Genomic DNA, 17,131 nt, shown 5'->3' with positions numbered 1-17,131 from the left:
AGGGGGGCGGGGGGCGGGCCACGTTGCTTTCACCACCGGAAAACCGACATCCTGGGAGCAAGAAGCGACAGGACTTCCGGGACGGACGCGGGCCACGCATGGGGCATCCGGGGCCAGGAGAGTCTTCGCGAGGGATTCGCGGCAGGATGGGCCCCATCCACCATGCGGGAGTGCGGATGAAGCAGACGGCCTGGGCAGTGGAGCGCGACGCGGAGAGCGGCCGCGAAGTGCTGCTGCTCGTGACGCTGGAGGCCGAAGCGGAGACGCCTCGGGCGCCGGTGGCGGTGAACCTCGTCATCGACCGCAGCGCGTCCATGCGCGGCGCGCCGCTGGCCGCGGCGGTGGAGGCGGCGCGCGCGCTGGTGGAGCGTGCGGGGCCGCGCGACTACGTGGGCCTGCTCACCTTCGACGCGGACGCGGAGCAGGTGCTGCCCGTGCGCGCGATGGAGCCTGGCGCGAAGGCGGCCTTCCTGAAGACGCTGTCGCGCCTGGAGTCCGGCGAGGGCACCGCGCTGCACGAGGCCGTCGAGCGGGGCGCGGAGGCCGTGCGCCGCGTGCTGGTGCCGGGCGCCCGGCCGCAGCTCCTGATGCTCACCGACGGCGAGCCCTCCGTGGGCCCCACCGCGCTGGGTGAGTTCAAGGTGCTGGGTACGCGGGTGACGGACTCCGGCGTGGCGCTGCACGCGCTGGGGCTGGGGCGGCACTACCTGCCGGAGATCCTGGAGGCGCTCACGGGCCCCTCCGGCACGGGCTTCACGCACGTGGACGACGCGGAAGGGCTGCCGCTGGCGGTGGGCGCCCTGGGCGCGGAGCTGTTCGGCGAGGTGGTGTCCGACGCGCGCGTGTACGTGCTGCCCACGGGCTTCGCGGACCTGCGCTGCCGCCACCGCTACCCGTCGCGCGTGGAGGGGGATGCGATGAGCGCCGCGCTGGGGGCGGTGTCGCACGCGTTCGCGCGCCGCGTCCTCTTCACCGGTGTGCTGGAGAAGGGCGAGTGGAACCTCTCCGTCACCGCCTCCTACACGGAGAACAACGACACCCGGCGCATCTCCATCCCGGTGACGCGCCTGCTGCCGGACAGTGAAGAGGGCCGCTTCGTGCGCGCGGTGTCCGCGGAGCTGGAGCTGGTGGCGTGCGAGGCCGCCGCGTGGAAGGCGCTCTCCAAGCGGCAGCAGGATGCGGCCGAGCAGGCGCTCGAGGGCGCGGACAAGGGGCTCTACAAGCTGGCCCGCCTGGGGTCGGCGGAGGTCCCCGCGCAGCGGCACGTGGATCGGCTCGCGGACCTGCGCCGGGCGGTGGAGCGGCGGGCGGCCCAGCCGTCCGCGCTGGGGGTGCGCCGGGCCCAGTCGGAGGTGTCCCGCATCACCATGAGCCGGATCGCACCCGTGGCGGCCGCCGCGCTTGCCGCCGGAGCCAAGGGGGCCGCGCTTCCCACGGGAGCCAAGGTCGCCGCGCTGCCCGCGGGCAAGGGCATGTCGGGGCTCCTCCCCTGGAAGACGGGCGAGGAGTCGTAACACCCTCACTTCTGGGCCGTCCGTGGGGGTGGAGGGGCCTGACACGGGCCTTCCGGACCCTGACGCCCGGCGTACAGGCATGAGGAATGCCCGGCTGCCTGGAAGGTTCAGTGGTCCCGCAGGGGACGCATCCCAGGTAGCACGGCGTTCCCAGGTGGATTAACGGGAGTCGCATGACGCATCCGTGGCGCAGGAAGTCAGGAAGCCGGCTCGCAGGTGTGGGCGCGGCGGCGATGTTGCTGGTGGCGGCGGTGGCCCAGGCCGCGCTGCCGGCGTCCGCCGTGGGCAGCACCGCCCCCGACGAGGGGGACCCCCGGCTGGAAGGCGCGCTGCTCCTGGACGCCACGCAGGTGAAGGCGGGCGGCGACCTCCGCGTGGGCGTGCGCCTGCGGTTGGACCCGGACTGGCACGTCTACTGGAAGAACCCGGGGGATTCGGGGCTGGCGACGGAGGTGTCGTGGGACGCGCCGGGCGTCACGGTGGGCGACCTGCGCTGGCCGTTCCCGCAGACGTTCCGCACGCCGGACGGCTTCATCACCACGCACGGCTACCACGACGAGGTGCTGCTGTTCGCCCCCGCGCGGGTGTCCGAGTCGGCCACCGGCACGCTGACGGTGTCGGCGGCGGTGGATGCGCTCGCGTGCAAGGTGCACTGCATCCCCGCGCAGTTCGTGCTGTCGCGCACGCTGCCGGTGGGACCGGAGACGGTGCCGGACGCGGAGTTCGCGCCGCTGTTCGACGCCTCGCAGGCCCGGGTGCCGCTGGCTGCGCGCAGTGAGGAGGCGCCGCGCCTGGCGCTGGCGCTGGACGGCGCGACGCTCACCGCGGGCAAGCCGTTCACCGGCACGCTCACCGTGACGACGGCGGACGGCAAGCCGTTCCCGGGGAGCGTGGAGGGTGACTTCTTCGCGCCCGGCCGCATCGCGGGCGTGGACACCGTGGCGCTGAAGCCGACGGGCACGGGTCGCTTCGCGCTGACGGGGCGGGCGTCGTCGGTGGCACCCCAGGGCGAGCCCCGGCTCACGGGCTCGCTGCGCCTGGGCACGGCGGCCACGGGCTTCACGGCGGTGGACGTGGACGCGCCGCTCGCGCCGGTCGTTGCCGCGGCGGGCGGAGCCGCGGTGGCGGGCGCGGCGCCGCTGAAGGTGCCGTCGATGAAGGACGCGCTGGGCAAGGTGAAGCCCGCGGCCGTGGCGAGCGCGCCCGCGGCGGTGGAGTCCCCCATGGGGCTGGGGCTCGCGCTGCTGTTCGCGTTCCTGGGCGGCGCGCTGCTCAACCTGATGCCGTGCGTGTTCCCGGTGCTGGCGCTCAAGGCGTATGGCTTCACGCGGATGGTGCAGGAGGAGAAGGGCAGGGTCGCGCCGCACGCGGCGGCGTACGCGGGCGGCATCCTGGCGACGATGATGCTGCTGGCGGGCGCGGTGCTGGTGGTGCGCGCGGGCGGCAACAGCGTGGGCTGGGGCTTCCAGTTCCAGGAGCCGCTCTTCGTCGCGGCCGTGAGCGCGGTGCTGGTGGCGTTCGCGCTCAACCTCTTCGGCGTCTTCAACGTGGGCACGGACGGCACGGCGCTGGCGGGCAAGGTGGATCAGAGCCATGGCCTGATGCGCAGCGCGGGCGAGGGCGTGCTGGCGGTGGTGCTCGCCACGCCGTGCTCGGCGCCGCTGTTGGGCACGGCGGTGGGCTTCGCGTTCGCGGCCGGAGCCGCCACGGTGGTGGCGGTGTTCCTGGCGCTGGGGCTGGGACTGGCGCTGCCCTTCTGCGTGCTGGTGCTGGTGCCGGGCCTGGCGAAGCGGCTGCCGAAGCCGGGCATGTGGATGGAGCGCGGCAAGCAGTTCCTGGGCTTCGCGCTGTTGGGCACCACGGTGTGGCTGGTGTGGGTGATGGGGGGCCTGGCGGGCGTGGATGGGATGGCGCGGCTGCTGGCGTTCCTCATCGCGGTGGGCCTGGGCACGTGGCTGTACGGGCAATCGCAGGGGCTGGAGGGCGGACGCCGGGGCGTGACGGTGGCGCTGGCGGTGCTGACGCTGGTGGGCGCGGGCGCGGTGGCGCTGCGCTTTGACGAGGCGCAGGCGGCGCTGGAGACGCGCGGCGCGGTGGCGTCTTCGCACGGCGGTTCGCAGCCGTGGGATGAGGCCGCGGTGACGGCGGCGCTGGCGGCGGGGCAGCCGGTGTTCGTGGACTTCACGGCGGACTGGTGCCTGACGTGCAAGTTCAACGAGCGCACCGTGCTGTCGCGCGAGGACGTGCGGCAGGCGTTCATGAAGCACAACGTGGCCTTCTTCGTGGCGGACTGGACGCGCCGGGATGCGCGCATCACCACGAAGCTGGCGGAGCACGGCCGCGCGGGCGTGCCGATGTACCTGGTGCTGAGCCCTGGCGCGCCGGACAAGCCGGAGGTGCTCAACGAGCTGCTCACCGCCGACAGCGTCATCCAGGCGGTGCAGCGCGCGGCGGAATGCGGGTCGCCGCTGAAGGGCGGCTCGGTGGTGTGCGCCCGGCCCTGAGATGGGGCGGGGAATGATGTCAGTGGTGTTGTTGCGCAGCGTTCAAATCTCTGGAGGTTCCGTCATGAAGCAGGTCTTCAAGGCACTCGCGCTCACCGTGGCTTTCGTTGGAGCCCCCGTCCTCGCCGCCGACACCGTGGAGGTGGGCAAGCCCGCTCCCGCGTTCACGCTCAAGGACGAGGCCGGCAAGTCGCACTCGCTCGCGGACTACAAGGGCAAGGTCGTGGTGCTGGAGTGGACGAACTCGGAGTGCCCGTTCGTGAAGCGGCACTACGACGCCAAGACGATGCAGACGACGCAGAAGGGCTTCGACGCGAAGAAGGTGGTGTGGCTGACGGTGGACTCCACCGCCTCGCACAACGCGAAGTTCGTCGCGGACTGGAAGAAGAAGGAGGGCTTCAGCCAGCCGGTGCTGCTCGACACGGACGGCACGGTGGGCAAGAGCTTCGCCGCGAAGACGACCCCGCACATGTACGTCATCGACGGGCAGGGCGTGGTGCGCTACGCGGGCGCCATCGACGATGATCCGCGCGGCAAGGGCACGGTGAAGACCAACTACGTGAAGACCGCGGTGGACGCGCTCCTCAACGGCCAGCAGGTGCCGACGGCGACCTCCGAACCGTACGGCTGCTCGGTGAAGTACAAGAGCTGAAGCCGTCGCGTCTCCGTGACGTGAGCGAGGCCCGTGTCCCCCGGTGGGACGCGGGCCTTTCTCTTGTGACTTCAATGGCTTGGCGCAGGAGCTTGTTGATTCGGCCTTGCGGCTGTATGTTTTTTTCGGGAGATTTCATACGACGATGCCGCCTGCTGCCCATCCGCTGCTCGAACAGGGCCGCGTCTACCGGACGAAGGAGCTTGCGCGTTGGGGCTTGAACGCGCCGCGCCTGGCGAAGCGGTTGGTTCGCGAGGGAGCGCTCATCCCGCTGGCCCAGGGCCTCTTCGCGTGCCCGAAGCGAGGCCGGTTTGGACCCGTGGCGCCGACCGACGCGGAGATCATGCGGGCATTCCTGGAAGGTGCGCCCTTTGTCTTCACCGGTCCTGAGCGGTGGAATGCATTGGGCCTGGGCTCGACCGCTGTGTTCGCCTCCACCCTCGTCTACAACACGAAGCGCTCGGGCCTGTTCGAACTGGGAGGGCGGAAGTTCGACTTGCGGCGCGTCGCCTTTCCCCAGCCTTCGCCGCTGGAGTGGTTCGTGGTCGATCTCCTTGAGAACGCGGGAAGCGTCAGCGCCTCCCTGCGCGAGTTGGCGGATGCATTGGTGCGAGCCCTCCGCCGTGGAGCGTTCGACCCTCGCCGGTTGGGAGAGATGGCCAACCGGTTTGGTACGCGGAGCACGCAATCCCTGGTGCACGACGCCATCCAGATGGCCACGGCTTGAACTTCGTTCATGAGGATCCCGAGTTCGATCAACTGCTGCGAATCGTCGCGGACAAGCGGCGCCTTTCGCTCGGGCTTGCGGAGAAGGACTACTGGGTCACGCACACGCTGTGGGCCCTGCACGAAGCCGGCTTCGAGGTCTGGTTCAAGGGCGGCACATCCCTTTCCAAGGGTTTCTCGCTCATCCAGCGGTTTTCAGAAGACCTGGACCTCAAGCTGGAAGCGGGCACCGTCGAACTTCCTGAGGTGACGGATTGGAGTCGCACCGGGACGGGAGCGACAAATGCCCGCCGGACCTACTTCGAGACACTGGCCTCGCGCATCCAGGTGCCCGGAGCACGCGTGGAGCTGGAGGTTGATGGAGTAGAGCGCTACTGGCGTTCCGCCAACCTGCGCATCCTGTATCCGGCGCAGCATCTCGGCGCGTTGGAGGGCGTCCTGCGCCCCTTCGTCCTCCTTGAGGTCGGTAATGCGCGGGTGACGCCCTTCGTGCCGCGCGACATGACTTCGTTTGTCCACGACGAGCTTGAGGACCAGCAGCAACTCACTGACTTCAAGGACAACCGTCCCAGGGCCGTGCGTTGTGTCCATCCCATGGTCACGCTTCTGGAAAAGTTGGATGCGCTCCAGAAGCGGCTCCGGAGGAATCTGGAGCCGGCCACCTTCGTGCGTCACTACGAGGATGCAGCGCGGATCATCACCGCGGAAGACCGCCTGCCGCCGCTCGTGGGCTATCCGGATGTCCGCGCACTGGCGACCGAGATGATCCGTCAGAAGCAGATTGCGCCTCCTCCGGGCGCGGAGTTGCGCCACTTCCTCCCTCCAGGTGAGAGCACGGTGTCGATCCGGGCTGCGTTTGATGCGATTGCCCCGATGTACTGGGGGCCGCGTCAGACGCTCGACGAAGCCGTGGCCATCATTTGCGCCTGGCTCGAGCGCACGGCGCTGCCTTCGGAATAGCGCGGAGGCCCGGTGGGCGGCGCGCCATGCGGGCAGCCTGGGACGCTCGCTCAGGCGCCATCCCGGTGGGCGAACTCCGGCCCCAGCCCTTCAATCCGGTAGGCATTGCCAGGGTAGGTGCGGTTGAGGCTGCCCTCGATGGGGGACGGGTAGCGCTCCAGAGAGACGTAGCGTTTGACGTGCTTGCGCACCTTGAGGGCCGCGCGCGTCACGCTGCCCACCCAGGCGGGCGGCGGCGCGAACTGGATGGCGGGCAGCAGTCGGGGCGGCACGAGGCTGAGGCTGATGGGCTTCACCACGGCGCGCAGGGGCCGCGGCAGCCAGCCGGCCATGATGTCGATGGTGGCCTGGGCGACGCGGTGGCTGGCCTCGCTGGGCACCAGCTCCTTCGCCTCGTAGGCGTGGATGAAGGCGTCGAAGGCGGGCTTGTCCTCCGGGATGTCGCGCAGGCCCATGCGACGGCCGATTTCGGACCAGTAATGGAACCAGGCTTCGCGCTCATGCGTGGTGAAGGCGCGCCAGCCGAAGTGGTCCATCCACTGGATGGGGAAGTCGATGAAGGTCCACAGCACGAAGAGGTAGTCCTCGTTCGGGATGCGGAAGAACGAGTGGATGTGATTCATCTGCTCGAGCGAGCGCCGTCCCGCCGCCACATCCCAGCCACACTCCATGAACTGCGCGATGAGCAGCCGCGTGTCGTCGTAGCGCTTCTGGCCGCGCTCGCGGAACTCGCCGGTGCGGTCCAACAGGCCGGAGACGGAGCGGCTTCCATAGGTGTGGAAGAGAGCGATCTCCGTCGACCGCTGGATGTCGAACGGGAACTCGTAGTTCGTCAGCAGGTGCACGATGCGCTGGCAGTCACGCCGCGCGTCCAGGGAGGCGATCTCCCGGCGCACCTCCGGGGAGCGTGGCCGCCAGAAGGGCTTGCGGTACGTGGGGCCGGGCACGCGGGTGTCCGGGCGCGCGTCGCGGGAGGAGCCGGCCCGGGTCGCGAAGGGGCAGCCCGCGGGAACGGCGTCCATCGTGGGGCTGACCTGGGATGCCGGTTCGTTCATGGGGCTTGCTCCGGGAGGCGAGGCGGGTGGCGGCCAGGCCCTCCAGCGTGACACGCGGCGCCTCGTGACAACCAGGACGCGGTGTCGCGCGTTCCTACTTTGAGACGGTCGGTGGAAAAGAAACAGGGTGGCTGCACGGGAGGGACCCCTGCTCCATGACAGCGGCCACTTCCCTAGAGTGCCCCCATGGTTTCCGCTCGCCTCGCACGCTCCTGCTTCGTCCTGGTGCTCCTTTTTCTCGCGATGCCGTGGGTGGCGCAGGGGCAGGAGGCCCCGGCGCCTGCGCCTCCGGGTGATGAGAAGGCGTGGCTCGTGCAGCACAACGCGGAGGCGGTGCGGGTGAACCGCACGGCGATGGGAATCCTGTTCGGCTGGGCGGTGCTGAACATCGGCACGGGCGTGGCGGGCCACTTCGCGAGCGAGGGCGAGACGCGGGCCTTCTTCCAGGCGAACGCGGCCTGGAACCTGGTCAACCTGACCATCGCGGCGATTGGCTACCACGGACAGGCGACCGCCGAGCCTGGGGCGTGGGACCTGGCGCGCAGCCTCTCCGAGGGACAGCGCATGGAGAAGCTGCTGCTGTTCAACGCAGGCCTCGACGTGGGCTACATCGCCTTCGGCGGCCTCCTGTGGGAGCGCGGGGCGCGCAAGGATTCAGCGCGCTTGAAGGGGTGGGGCAAGAGCCTGCTCGTGCAGGGCGGGTTCCTGCTCCTGTTCGACGGGGTGCTGACGTTCCTCAACGCGCGACTGAACGGGGAGCTCACGGCGCGGCTGGTGCCCGCCCCGAATGGAATCGGGTTGATGCTGACGTGGCCGTGAGCCCCCGGATGCGGGTCACGCCGCCACGGGCTCGCGGCGGTTCCGGGCGCGGGCGGAGACGCCCTTGCGGCGTCCCTTGCGCAGCACGTCCAGGTGCACCTCTTCCTCGGTGGCGAGCGCCATCAGCCGCTGCAGGTCGTCCACGCTGCTCACCGGCCGGCTGTTGATGCCGAGCAGCAGGTCGTCGGGCAGGAGGCCGGCGTCGTCGGCCGGGGTGCCCTCCTGCACCTTCAGCACGCGCACGGCGCGGGGCTGGCCCGTGTCTCGGGCGAGCGCGGGCTCCAGGTTCACCGCCGTGGCGGCGATGCCCAGGAACTTCCGGTCCACCTTGCCGCGCTGGATGAGCAGGCTCGCCACCCAGGACGCCGTGGTCGCGCTCACCGCGAAGCCGATGCCCTGTGCGAACGGCAGCACCAGCGTGTTGAGCCCCACCACGCGCCCGCGTGTGTCGAGCAGCGGCCCGCCGGAGTTGCCCGGGTTGATGGCCGCGTCCGTCTGGAGCATCCCTTCCAGGATGACGCCGTCGGGCAGGGTGATGGAGCGGTTGATGGCGCTCACCACGCCCAGCGACACCGATTGCTCCAGTCGGAAGGGATTGCCAATGGCCATCACCAACTGGCCTACCTTCACCGTCTCCGGATCCGCGAGCGGCAGCGTGGGGAAGTCATCCCCCTCCGCGCGCACCACCGCGAGGTCGGTGGGGGCATCCCCGCCCACCAGCGTCGCTCGGCGCTCCTCGCCGTTGTGGAGCTGCACGGTGAGCCGCTTCGGCGTGCGCATCACCACGTGCCGGTTGGTGAGCACGTAGCCATCCGGCGTCAGGAACAGGCCGGTGCCGTGACCGCGCGCGTGCTCCACGCCCACCACCGCCGGAGCGGCGCGGGCGACAAGTCCTTCCAGGTCATCGGAGAGCTGCTGCAACAGGTTCATGGCTGGCTCCTTTCACGAACGCTTGCCCACGGTGATGGGCACCTCGCGCAGCTCGCCCGCGCGCAGCACCTTCGCCTGGATGGAGGCGCCCACCTTCTCGTCGCCCAGGTAGCCCAGCAGGTCCTCCACGCCGTGCAGCGACTGGCCGCCCAGGCTCACCAGCACGTCGCCCAGCAGCAGCCCTGCCTTCTGCGCGGGCCCTTCCGGATCCACCGACAGCAGGATGAGCCCGGCCTTCGTGCCGTCGATTTCACGCGGCAGGCGCACCGGGTAGGCGCCCACGCCCAGGTAGCCGCGCCGGATGCCGCCGTGCTCCCGCAGCGAGTTCGCCACGCGCGTCAGCGTGTCACCGGGGATGATGACCGCGGCGGTGCGTGAGAAGGCCGCCGTGGGGATGCCGAGGAAGCGCCCCTGCGCGTCCACCAGCGCGCCGCCGGAGAAGCCGGGCGGCAGGTCCGCGTCCGTCTCCAGGTAGCGGTCCACCTGTCCGCCCGCGTGCGTGCGCCAGTCGCCGCCGAACGCGCTGACGATGCCGAGTGTTGCCCGCGCGGTGCGCCCCGGACGTCCGATGGCGAGCACCACGTGGCCCACCTTCACGCCGTCGAGCGGCGTGGGAGCGAGCGGAGTGAGGCCGGTGGCGTCGGCCTTGAGGAGCGCGAGGTCGGTGCTCGGGTCGCGGCCGACGAGCTCCGCGGAGACCGAGCGGCCGTCCGCGAGCCCTACCTGGATGGAGCCTTCGTGTTCGACGGCGTGGCTGGTGGTGAGGATGTGGCCATCGGCATCCCAGACGATGCCGCTGGCGCCCCGGCGACGGCGGGCCTCGACGCGGACGAGGGAGGGGGCGATGCGCTCGACGACGGAGGCGATGGACTGCGAGAGGGACTGGAGGGCGTCGGTGGACATGGGGTGTTCCTTTCGAGCCTGAAACTAAGAGGCTCGAAGGCGCGCCACATCGGCGAACCGGGCAGGAGGGGGACCTGCCCATTCGGGTAGGAGGCCCCTCCATCCGACCTGGGTCGTGCGTGTGCCCGGTGCTTCGGGCAGGGGGCTTCAGCCCACCTTGCGGAAGCGCTCGTAGCGCTCTTCCAGGTAGAGCTTCTTGGGCCGCATTTCGTCGGCACGAGGCATCAGCAGCGACTTGCCGACGAAGCCTTTGAGCGCGTGTTCCAGCGTTGGACCGTCGTGGGTGGCGAGCAGGCTGGGGGCCAGTTCGATGACGCCGTTCGGGCGGAAGCCCATCAGGTTCGTGTCGAAGGCGCCGTGGTGGAGACGACAGAGGGCCAGTCCGTTGGGGACCTCCGCGTGGCCCCGGACGTCGTGGTCGGGGAGGATGTGGGCGGCGTCCAGCAGCTCCGTGCGAGGGAAGCCGCACACCGCGCAGCGCTCTTCGTAGGCGCGCAGGACGTGCCGGCGGAAGGCGACCTGATGCAGGCGCTTCTTGGCCTGCACCGTCGTGTAGCGGCGCTCCACCGCGAGCATCTTCGCGTCCGCCACGCGCAGGGTGGATTGGAGCTGCTTCACCGTTTCGGGCGCGGACACCATGACGTGGAAGGAGTGCGAGGCGAGGTCCACGTCAGAGATGTAGACGGGCCACAGCGGTTGATAGAGGCCGGGCTCGATGCCGTAGAAGTAGATGAGCGGCGCGTCCAGTCGCTGCGCGCGCACGAGCCGGCGGTTGTCGCGGGCCTCCACGTCCGTGCCCTGGAACTTGTAGAGGAAGGCCCCGTCCGAGGCCACGTTGTCATCGTCGTACCGCGCCACCCGCGAGCCGCGAGGCACCGTGGTCTTGATGGACAGCGCGGTCTGCTGCATCTGTCGGGGCCAGAAGATGCCGCGCGTCCGGTTGGCGAACAGGTGCTGCTCGCCGTGCAGCGTGAAGCCCTCCTGGATGACCTCCCAGGGCAGCACGTCGCCGTACCGCTCCACCAATCCCTCCAGGGCCTTGAAGGCCGCCAACCGGATGGCCTGGTCGTTGTCGGAGGGGATGGGCACGGGTCTTCGACCAGGCTACCAGGCTCCCCCCTCCGTGTGTCACGTCAGCCCCGTTCGAGCAGGGCGCCTCCAGGCCCGAAGCCCAGGGACAGGCACAGCACCTTGCGGCCCGTGACCCGGCCGTCGCGCCTCGCGGATTCGGCCGCCAGCTCCGCGTCGTTGAGCACGAGCACCGGTCCGCCGCGCTCCGGCAGGCCGGCACTCGCGAGGATGTCAGGGACAAGGGAGGCCGCGCCTTCGAAGCCGTACGTGCAGCCTCCTGGCGTCAGGTCTTCCTCCAGCGGACACGGCAGTGCGAGGCAGAGGGCATCCGGCGCGATCCGTGTGTCCTCCTCGAGGAACGTGCTCAACGCGCCCGCGATGAACGCCACGGTGTCCTGGATGTGATGGCCGTCCTCGGGTCGTGGCTGTCCGATGAACAGGGGCGGCAAGAGGGACAGGTCCCGCTCGAAGACGCGCGTGGAGCCGGGCCGTGCGCACTTGATGCTGGTCTGGCCTACGTCCACGCAGACGGGGGCGGTGGCGCCCTGGGCCTCCAGCATTCGCAGGCCCGCGTGCACGGGGGCGAAGCGTGGCGTGGGCGCGAGGTACACCGGGCAGGGCAGGGTGGCCGTGGCTTCCTTCAACGCGGACGGGAAGCCGTCCAGCTCCGCCAGTCCACCGCTCAGGTAGGCCGCATCGGGTGCGTGGCGCTCCACCAGGAGTTCGAGCGCTGCGGCCAGCGGTGGCATCAGGCGTCCGGTGAGCGTGGCTCCGGCGACTCCCGCGCGCCGATCCGCTTCCACCCACGGCGAGCCCAGCAGCTCCCACAGCTCGCGGCCGAACACGGGCAGGTTCCACACCTCCAGCGGCGTGATGCCGGGTGGGTGATGCCTGCGTGGACTCCAGCGCACGGACGTCACGCGACGAGTCCGGCGATGCGTTCCGCGGCGGTCCTGGCGCCGTCGTGGGCCCGATAGGAGCGGGAGATCTCCGCCACGCGCTCGCGCATCGGTGACGCGGGCGCGAGGAGCTGGGCGATGGCTTCGCGACACGTCTCCACCGTGAGGCGCCGTGGATCCCTCGCGAGCCCTGCTCCGGACTTCTCCAGGAAGTGCGCCTGCACCGGCTGGTCGTTGCACACCGGCAGCAGCAGCATCGGCACGCCCGCCGTCATCGCCTCCATCACGGAGTTCGCGCCGCCATGGGAGATGAACGCGGCCGCGCGCTCCAGCAACTGCCGCTGCGGCGTGTACGGGACTGCCACCACGTCACCGGGCAGCGTGTTCGCAAAGTCGGTGTTCGCCAGCTCTCCCGCGCACAACACCAGCGTCACGCCGAACGGTCGCGCCGCCTCCGCGATGAGGCGGAACAGCTCCGGCTGATATGAAATCTGACTGCCGAAGGACGCGTACAACACGGGCTTGTCGCCCAGGCGCTCCCACGGGAAGGACACCTCGTCGCCTCGGGGTTCGGGCGGAGTCGAGGGGCCGACGAGCAGCGTGTTCGGAGGCACCCCCGCGTCCGGACCCAGGAAGGCCTCGGTGGCGAAGATGATGTTGAGTCGGGGCGACAGGCACTCGCAGGTGCGGAAGCGCGCGTCGAAGCCGTGACTCCGGAACAGTGCCTGCCGGTCTTCCGCGAGCGCCCGCACGTTGCGCAGCAGGGGAATCTCCGGCCGGGGCTCCAGCAACGTGAGCGCGGAGGAGACGCCCGCCCAGGGGATGCCTTCCGTGTGCGCCGCGAGCACCGCCGCGTACTGCATCCCATCCAGGGCCATCACGTCGGGACGGAAGGCTCGCACCACCTCGCGCACCGGCTCCAGGAGCGCGGGTGCGGCGTCCAGCAGCAGGCCCCGGATCCACTTGCCCAGCGCCACGTCATCCAGCACCAGCTTCGCCAGGGCCTCGCCGCCTGTCTCGATGCCAGGAGGCGCGGCTTCGCGGTGGGGCAGGTGCAGCACCTCCACGCCCAGGCCGTCGAGCTGCGGCGTCGGTTCGGGGATGCACAACCAACCGACGGTGTGCCCCAGGCGGCGCAGCCACTGGGCCACCCCGACCATCGGGTTGAGGTGGCCCTTCTCGGGCGAGGTGGCGATCAGGACTCGGGACATGACGGGGGCGCCTCGGTGTGGGCCTGGAGCATGGCCAGGGACACGAGGCGCATCAACAACCGATCCATCCCCCCCGCGAGCGCGTCCTCGGGTGACAGGCGCGTGTAGCGCTCCAGCAGCTTCGACACGGCTTGGGGGTCGATGACCTGGAGCGGCTCCAGGCGCGCGGGGGACAGCCAGGCGCGGTACAGCTCCAACCAGCGCGTCCGCACCGGGCTGGAGAGCGCGGTGTGCCCATACCGGGGCGTCTTGCGCGCGAGGCGCACCTCGTCGGGAACGAGCGAGCGCACGGCGTGCCGGAACAGCCATTTTCCGAACCCGTCCCGCAGCAGCAGGGACTCCGGCAACGCGAGGGCTGCCTCCGCGAAGCCCGCGTCCAGGTAGGGCGTGCGGACCGTGAGGCCCTGGGCGCGAGCGCCCCTCAGCTCGGGTGGGAGGATGAGCTCCCGCAGGACCCACTCCGCGTAACGAAGCTCTTCAGAGGCGGGCCCATCCCCTGGCGTCAGATCCCAGGGAGGAGGCATCGCCGCGAGCAGGGCCCCCAGGTTGTCCACAGGGGGGGATGGCGGGGCGTGATCGCTGTTCACGCGCTCGGAAACACCCCTCAAGTTGTCCACAGGCTGGAGTCCGACGCGAGGGCTCGCGGGTTGATCGCAATCGCTGACTTCAGAGGGCGCGGGCCTGGTTTCCCCTGTGGGTGGCTCCGTGCGGGTCTCTGACTTCTGATCGCCACCGGGAGCCCTGCTCGAAGGCGTTCCCGGGTTGTCCACAGCCCCCCTCCCGGTTTCGGGGGCTTCTTCATGATCGCGCACGCCGCCTGGGAAGGGCGCCCGCAAGTTGTCCACAGCCGCAGGCGCGCCGTGGTTTGAGGCGCCCATTGCGGGCGCCCGGCCCTCGCGTGGGTTGTGTCTCCCGGCGTCCATCGCTTGCGCCTGATCGCGCGCGCCGCCTCGGGACGCCTCTCGCAGGGCTTCCACGACCGCTGGCGCACCAAGCCGCAGGACTTCCACGGCCAGGGCGCGGTCCTCATCCACACGGGCCTTCGCGGAGGTCATCGCGCCGGGCGTGCCCCGGAGCACTTCGTCCGCGCCCGCTCCACTCAGGATGATGGGACCCGCGCCCTGTCGCTGGGCCTCCAGGTAGAACGCGAAGCTCGCCACGGCCCGGGCGTTGAGGATGACGGCTTGATTGGCGATGACTGCTCGTTCAAACAAGTCCGGGAGCACGGCGTCGGGAATGCGCACGTCCACCAACTCCGCGCCCGTCACCTGTGCCATTCGCTGTGCGTTGCTCCGCTCCGTCGCGTCCGCGAAGTGCACGTCCATGGTCCACGCGCGCACCTTCCCGGGTGCATGGCGCGCGGCCATCGCGCAGAGGGCCGCGCTGTCCACGCCGCCGCTCAGGCTCACGTCGTACGTGCCTGCCTCCACGTGGGCCCGCACGGTGTCGGACCAGACGACCAGCAGCCGCGCGGCGAGCGTGTCCTCGTCTTCATGCGTGCGCGCATCCCGCACCCTTCGCGGCAGCGTCACGATGAGCCCCGGTCCCAGGAGCGCGTGGGCCGAGCGTGCGTGGCACAGCAGGTCGGCTACCGCTCGGGCGGACAGGCCACTCGCGGGCGTCCTGGCCTGGGGCGGCGCGGCGGGAGTCCGGGTCGGCATGACTGCGGCATCATAAGGGCCGGCGTCACGCTCATGTAGAGTCACGCTCCTCGGAGCTGTTCAAGCAGCCGTCTCACCGTGCAGGGGAACGCTCGTGGCGCGGCTCACGTCCAGTTGGCCGAGGGAGGCGCCGCGCGGTACTTCCAGGGTGGCGCTCGCGAGCGGTGGAGCGAACGCACCGACGTGACGCCGGAAGGCGCTGTCGTCGTGAGGTGATGCTGTTCAGCGCGGCAGGGACCACGTTTCACGTTGATCAGGGGAGGGCGGGACATGCGGCAGGATGCGGTGGACGTCGTGTTGCGGGAGCGCTTCGGGCTGGAGTCCTTCCGGCCGGGACAGCGCGAGGTGCTCACGGCGCTGTTGCAGCCCGAGGGCTCCTCGCTCGCGGTGTTCCCCACCGGCGGCGGCAAGTCGCTGTGCTACCAGCTCCCCGCGCTGCTCCTCGAAGGACTCACGGTGGTGGTGTCACCGCTCATCGCGTTGATGAAGGATCAGATCGACGCGCTCGGCCGCAAGGGCATCCGCGCGGCGCGGCTGGATTCGTCACTGTCCCTGGAGGAGTCGCGCGCGGTGACGGAGTCCCTGCGGGACGGGACGCTCAAGCTGCTCTACGTGGCACCCGAGCGCTTCAACAACGAGCGCTTCATGGGCCTGCTGCGCGAGCTGAGAATTTCCCTGTTCGCGGTGGATGAAGCGCACTGCGTCTCCGAGTGGGGCCACAACTTCCGGCCGGACTACCTCAAGCTCGCGCAAGCGGCGCGGACGCTGAATGCCGAGCGCATCCTGGCGCTCACCGCCACCGCGACGCCGCAGGTGGTGCACGACATCTGCGAGGGCTTCGGCATCCCGGAGCAGAACGCCGTCGTCACCGGCTTCTACCGGGGCAACCTCACGCTGGAGACGACGCCCACGGGCGTGGAGATGCGCGACGCGCTGCTGGTGGAGCGGCTGAAGTCACGCCCGCCCGGCTCCACCATCGTCTACGTCACGCTGCAGAAGACCGCCGAGCGCATCGCGGCGCTCCTGTCCGCCGAGGGGCTGCCCGCGAGCGCCTACCACGCGGGGCTGGAGTCGGAGGACCGCGCGCGGGTGCAGGAAGCGTGGACGGCCTCCGCGAAGGGCATCGTTGTGGCGACCATCGCGTTCGGGATGGGCATCGACAAGGCGGACGTGCGCGCGGTGTACCACTACAACCTGCCCAAGGGCCTGGAGAGCTACAGCCAGGAAATTGGCCGGGCGGGACGGGACGGCAAGCCCTCCGTGGTGGAGCTGCTGGTGTGCCCGGACGACGTGCCCACGCTGGAGAACTTCGCGCTCGGGGACACGCCGCTGCCGGAGGCCCTGGAGGGACTGGTGACGGGGCTTCTGGCCGCCGGGCCCGAGCTGCACCTGGACCTGTACGCGCTGGGCAACCGCCACGACCTGAGGCCCCTGGTGCTGCGCACGGCGCTCACCTACCTGGAGCTGGAGGGCGTGCTGCGCCAGGGCACGCCGTTCTACGCGGGCTACAAGGTGCAGCCGACAGGGTCGCTGGAAGAACTCATCGGCAGGTTCCAGGGAGAGCGCGCGAAGTTCGTGAAGGGCCTGTTCGCGCACGCGAAGAAGGGACGCACCTGGTACACGTTCGACCCGGAAGAAGTGGCGAAGGCGCTGGGCCAGCCGCGCGATCGGGTCATCAAGGCGCTCGACTACTTCCAGGAGCAGGGCTACGCCGAGACACAGGTGGCCGAGCCCCGCCAGCGCTACACCCGACTGCGCGAGCACGAGGACGCGAAGGCGCTCGTGGCCCTGTTGCAGGAGCGCTTCCAGAAGCGCGAGGCGCAGGAGGTTGCGCGGGTGCGCGAGGTGCTCCAGCTCGTCACGCATGACGGCTGTCAGAGCAACGCGCTGGTGGCCCACTTCGGTGAGCACCGGGACCAGCCGTGCGGACACTGCACGTTCTGTCGCACCGGCGTGGCCCGCGTGCTGCCGCCCCCGCATCCCCGACCGGACCTGCGCGAACACCTGGACGCGGCCACGTTCCGCGCCCTCGTCGCGAAGCACCCGGAAGCGCTGGGCCACCCCAGGCAGGCGGCGCGGTTCCTCTGCGGGCTGAGCAGTCCCGCGCTGTCCAAGGCGAAGCTCAGCGGGCACAAGCTCTTCGGCACCCTGACCGAGTGGCCGTTCGCGGAGGTGCTGGGGTTTTGTGAGGGGCGCGAATGACGCGGCGAGCATGCCCTCGGATTC

The 17,131-nt window shown here is 70.4% G+C and carries 14 protein-coding genes; 7 read left to right on the top strand and 7 right to left on the bottom strand.

Going from position 1 to position 17,131, the window contains the following annotated elements; translation table 11 throughout:
- Positions 1 to 176: 176 nt before the first annotated feature.
- The 5 genes from D7X12_RS14355 (at position 177) to D7X12_RS14335 (ending at position 6,356) form a co-directional block, all read left to right on the top strand.
- The gene (locus D7X12_RS14355; protein WP_244224544.1) at positions 177 to 1,514 is read left to right on the top strand and encodes a vWA domain-containing protein; all 1,338 of its coding nucleotides are present in this window, start codon (positions 177 to 179) and stop codon (positions 1,512 to 1,514) included.
- A 173-nt stretch (positions 1,515 to 1,687) separates the two neighbouring features.
- Positions 1,688 to 4,018, top strand: coding sequence for a protein-disulfide reductase DsbD family protein (locus D7X12_RS14350; RefSeq protein WP_120625837.1), 2,331 nt, complete (start codon positions 1,688 to 1,690; stop codon positions 4,016 to 4,018).
- A gap of 64 nt (positions 4,019 to 4,082) precedes the next feature.
- Positions 4,083 to 4,670 (top strand): thioredoxin family protein, encoded by a 588-nt coding sequence (locus D7X12_RS14345; protein WP_120625836.1) that lies wholly within the window; start codon positions 4,083 to 4,085, stop codon positions 4,668 to 4,670.
- A 145-nt stretch (positions 4,671 to 4,815) separates the two neighbouring features.
- Entirely contained in the window at positions 4,816 to 5,397 is a 582-nt protein-coding gene (locus D7X12_RS14340) for a hypothetical protein (protein WP_120625835.1), read from the top strand.
- The gene (locus tag D7X12_RS14335; protein ID WP_120625834.1) at positions 5,394 to 6,356 is read left to right on the top strand and encodes a nucleotidyl transferase AbiEii/AbiGii toxin family protein; all 963 of its coding nucleotides are present in this window, start codon (positions 5,394 to 5,396) and stop codon (positions 6,354 to 6,356) included. Before D7X12_RS14340 ends, D7X12_RS14335 begins: the two co-directional genes overlap by 4 nt.
- A 50-nt stretch (positions 6,357 to 6,406) precedes the next feature.
- Here the strand turns inward: D7X12_RS14335 and D7X12_RS14330 are convergent, their stop codons facing one another.
- Positions 6,407 to 7,411 carry an oxygenase MpaB family protein gene (locus D7X12_RS14330; protein WP_208719029.1) on the bottom strand — a complete coding sequence of 335 codons (1,005 nt, stop codon included), beginning with the start codon at positions 7,409 to 7,411 and terminating at the stop codon, positions 6,407 to 6,409.
- A gap of 186 nt (positions 7,412 to 7,597) precedes the next feature.
- On the opposite strand from D7X12_RS14330, the gene D7X12_RS14325 reads away from it, so the two are divergent.
- A complete protein-coding gene (locus D7X12_RS14325) occupies positions 7,598 to 8,230 on the top strand; it encodes a DUF6992 family protein (RefSeq protein ID WP_120625832.1) in 633 nt (210 codons plus the stop codon).
- Positions 8,231 to 8,245: 15 nt separating this feature from the next.
- Here D7X12_RS14325 and D7X12_RS14320 read toward each other — a convergent pair whose 3' ends face one another.
- From D7X12_RS14320 to D7X12_RS14295, 6 genes are all read right to left on the bottom strand, one after another.
- Positions 8,246 to 9,160: a S1C family serine protease gene (locus tag D7X12_RS14320; RefSeq protein ID WP_120625831.1), complete on the bottom strand. Its 915-nt coding sequence runs from the start codon at positions 9,158 to 9,160 to the stop codon at positions 8,246 to 8,248.
- A gap of 12 nt (positions 9,161 to 9,172) precedes the next feature.
- Positions 9,173 to 10,063: a S1C family serine protease gene (locus D7X12_RS14315; protein ID WP_120625830.1), complete on the bottom strand. Its 891-nt coding sequence runs from the start codon at positions 10,061 to 10,063 to the stop codon at positions 9,173 to 9,175.
- Between the two features lie 147 nt (positions 10,064 to 10,210).
- Complete coding sequence (locus tag D7X12_RS14310; RefSeq protein ID WP_120625829.1) at positions 10,211 to 11,152, bottom strand: HNH endonuclease; 942 nt, start codon at positions 11,150 to 11,152, stop codon at positions 10,211 to 10,213.
- A gap of 44 nt (positions 11,153 to 11,196) precedes the next feature.
- Positions 11,197 to 12,054 (bottom strand): ROK family protein, encoded by an 858-nt coding sequence (locus D7X12_RS14305; RefSeq protein WP_120625828.1) that lies wholly within the window; start codon positions 12,052 to 12,054, stop codon positions 11,197 to 11,199.
- Positions 12,051 to 13,244, bottom strand: a complete 1,194-nt coding sequence (locus D7X12_RS14300; protein ID WP_120625827.1) for a glycosyltransferase — start codon at positions 13,242 to 13,244, stop codon at positions 12,051 to 12,053. The genes D7X12_RS14305 and D7X12_RS14300 overlap by 4 nt, the downstream gene beginning before the upstream one ends.
- Entirely contained in the window at positions 13,229 to 14,905 is a 1,677-nt protein-coding gene (locus tag D7X12_RS14295) for an asparagine synthase C-terminal domain-containing protein (protein ID WP_120625826.1), read from the bottom strand. The genes D7X12_RS14300 and D7X12_RS14295 overlap by 16 nt, the downstream gene beginning before the upstream one ends.
- A gap of 270 nt (positions 14,906 to 15,175) precedes the next feature.
- Between D7X12_RS14295 and D7X12_RS14290 the strand changes: the two genes are divergently transcribed.
- Positions 15,176 to 17,107, top strand: coding sequence for a RecQ family ATP-dependent DNA helicase (locus D7X12_RS14290; RefSeq protein WP_120625825.1), 1,932 nt, complete (start codon positions 15,176 to 15,178; stop codon positions 17,105 to 17,107).
- Positions 17,108 to 17,131 lie beyond the last annotated feature (24 nt).

Source organism: Corallococcus sicarius, from assembly GCF_003611735.1.
Lineage (GTDB): Bacteria > Myxococcota > Myxococcia > Myxococcales > Myxococcaceae > Corallococcus > Corallococcus sicarius.
The sequence above is the reverse complement of the archived record's forward strand: the minus strand, read 5'-3'. Positions and strand labels throughout refer to the sequence as shown.

Coding starts and splice junctions, on each gene's coding strand:
- D7X12_RS14355 (WP_244224544.1), top strand. CDS start 177: ATGAAGCAGACGGCCTGGGCAGTGGAGCGCGACGCGGAGAGCGGCCGC.
- D7X12_RS14350 (WP_120625837.1), top strand. CDS start 1,688: ATGACGCATCCGTGGCGCAGGAAGTCAGGAAGCCGGCTCGCAGGTGTG.
- D7X12_RS14345 (WP_120625836.1), top strand. CDS start 4,083: ATGAAGCAGGTCTTCAAGGCACTCGCGCTCACCGTGGCTTTCGTTGGA.
- D7X12_RS14340 (WP_120625835.1), top strand. CDS start 4,816: ATGCCGCCTGCTGCCCATCCGCTGCTCGAACAGGGCCGCGTCTACCGG.
- D7X12_RS14330 (WP_208719029.1), bottom strand. CDS start 7,411: ATGAACGAACCGGCATCCCAGGTCAGCCCCACGATGGACGCCGTTCCC.
- D7X12_RS14325 (WP_120625832.1), top strand. CDS start 7,598: ATGGTTTCCGCTCGCCTCGCACGCTCCTGCTTCGTCCTGGTGCTCCTT.
- D7X12_RS14320 (WP_120625831.1), bottom strand. CDS start 9,160: ATGAACCTGTTGCAGCAGCTCTCCGATGACCTGGAAGGACTTGTCGCC.
- D7X12_RS14315 (WP_120625830.1), bottom strand. CDS start 10,063: ATGTCCACCGACGCCCTCCAGTCCCTCTCGCAGTCCATCGCCTCCGTC.
- D7X12_RS14300 (WP_120625827.1), bottom strand. CDS start 13,244: ATGTCCCGAGTCCTGATCGCCACCTCGCCCGAGAAGGGCCACCTCAAC.
- D7X12_RS14295 (WP_120625826.1), bottom strand. CDS start 14,905: ATGCCGACCCGGACTCCCGCCGCGCCGCCCCAGGCCAGGACGCCCGCG.
- D7X12_RS14290 (WP_120625825.1), top strand. CDS start 15,176: ATGCGGCAGGATGCGGTGGACGTCGTGTTGCGGGAGCGCTTCGGGCTG.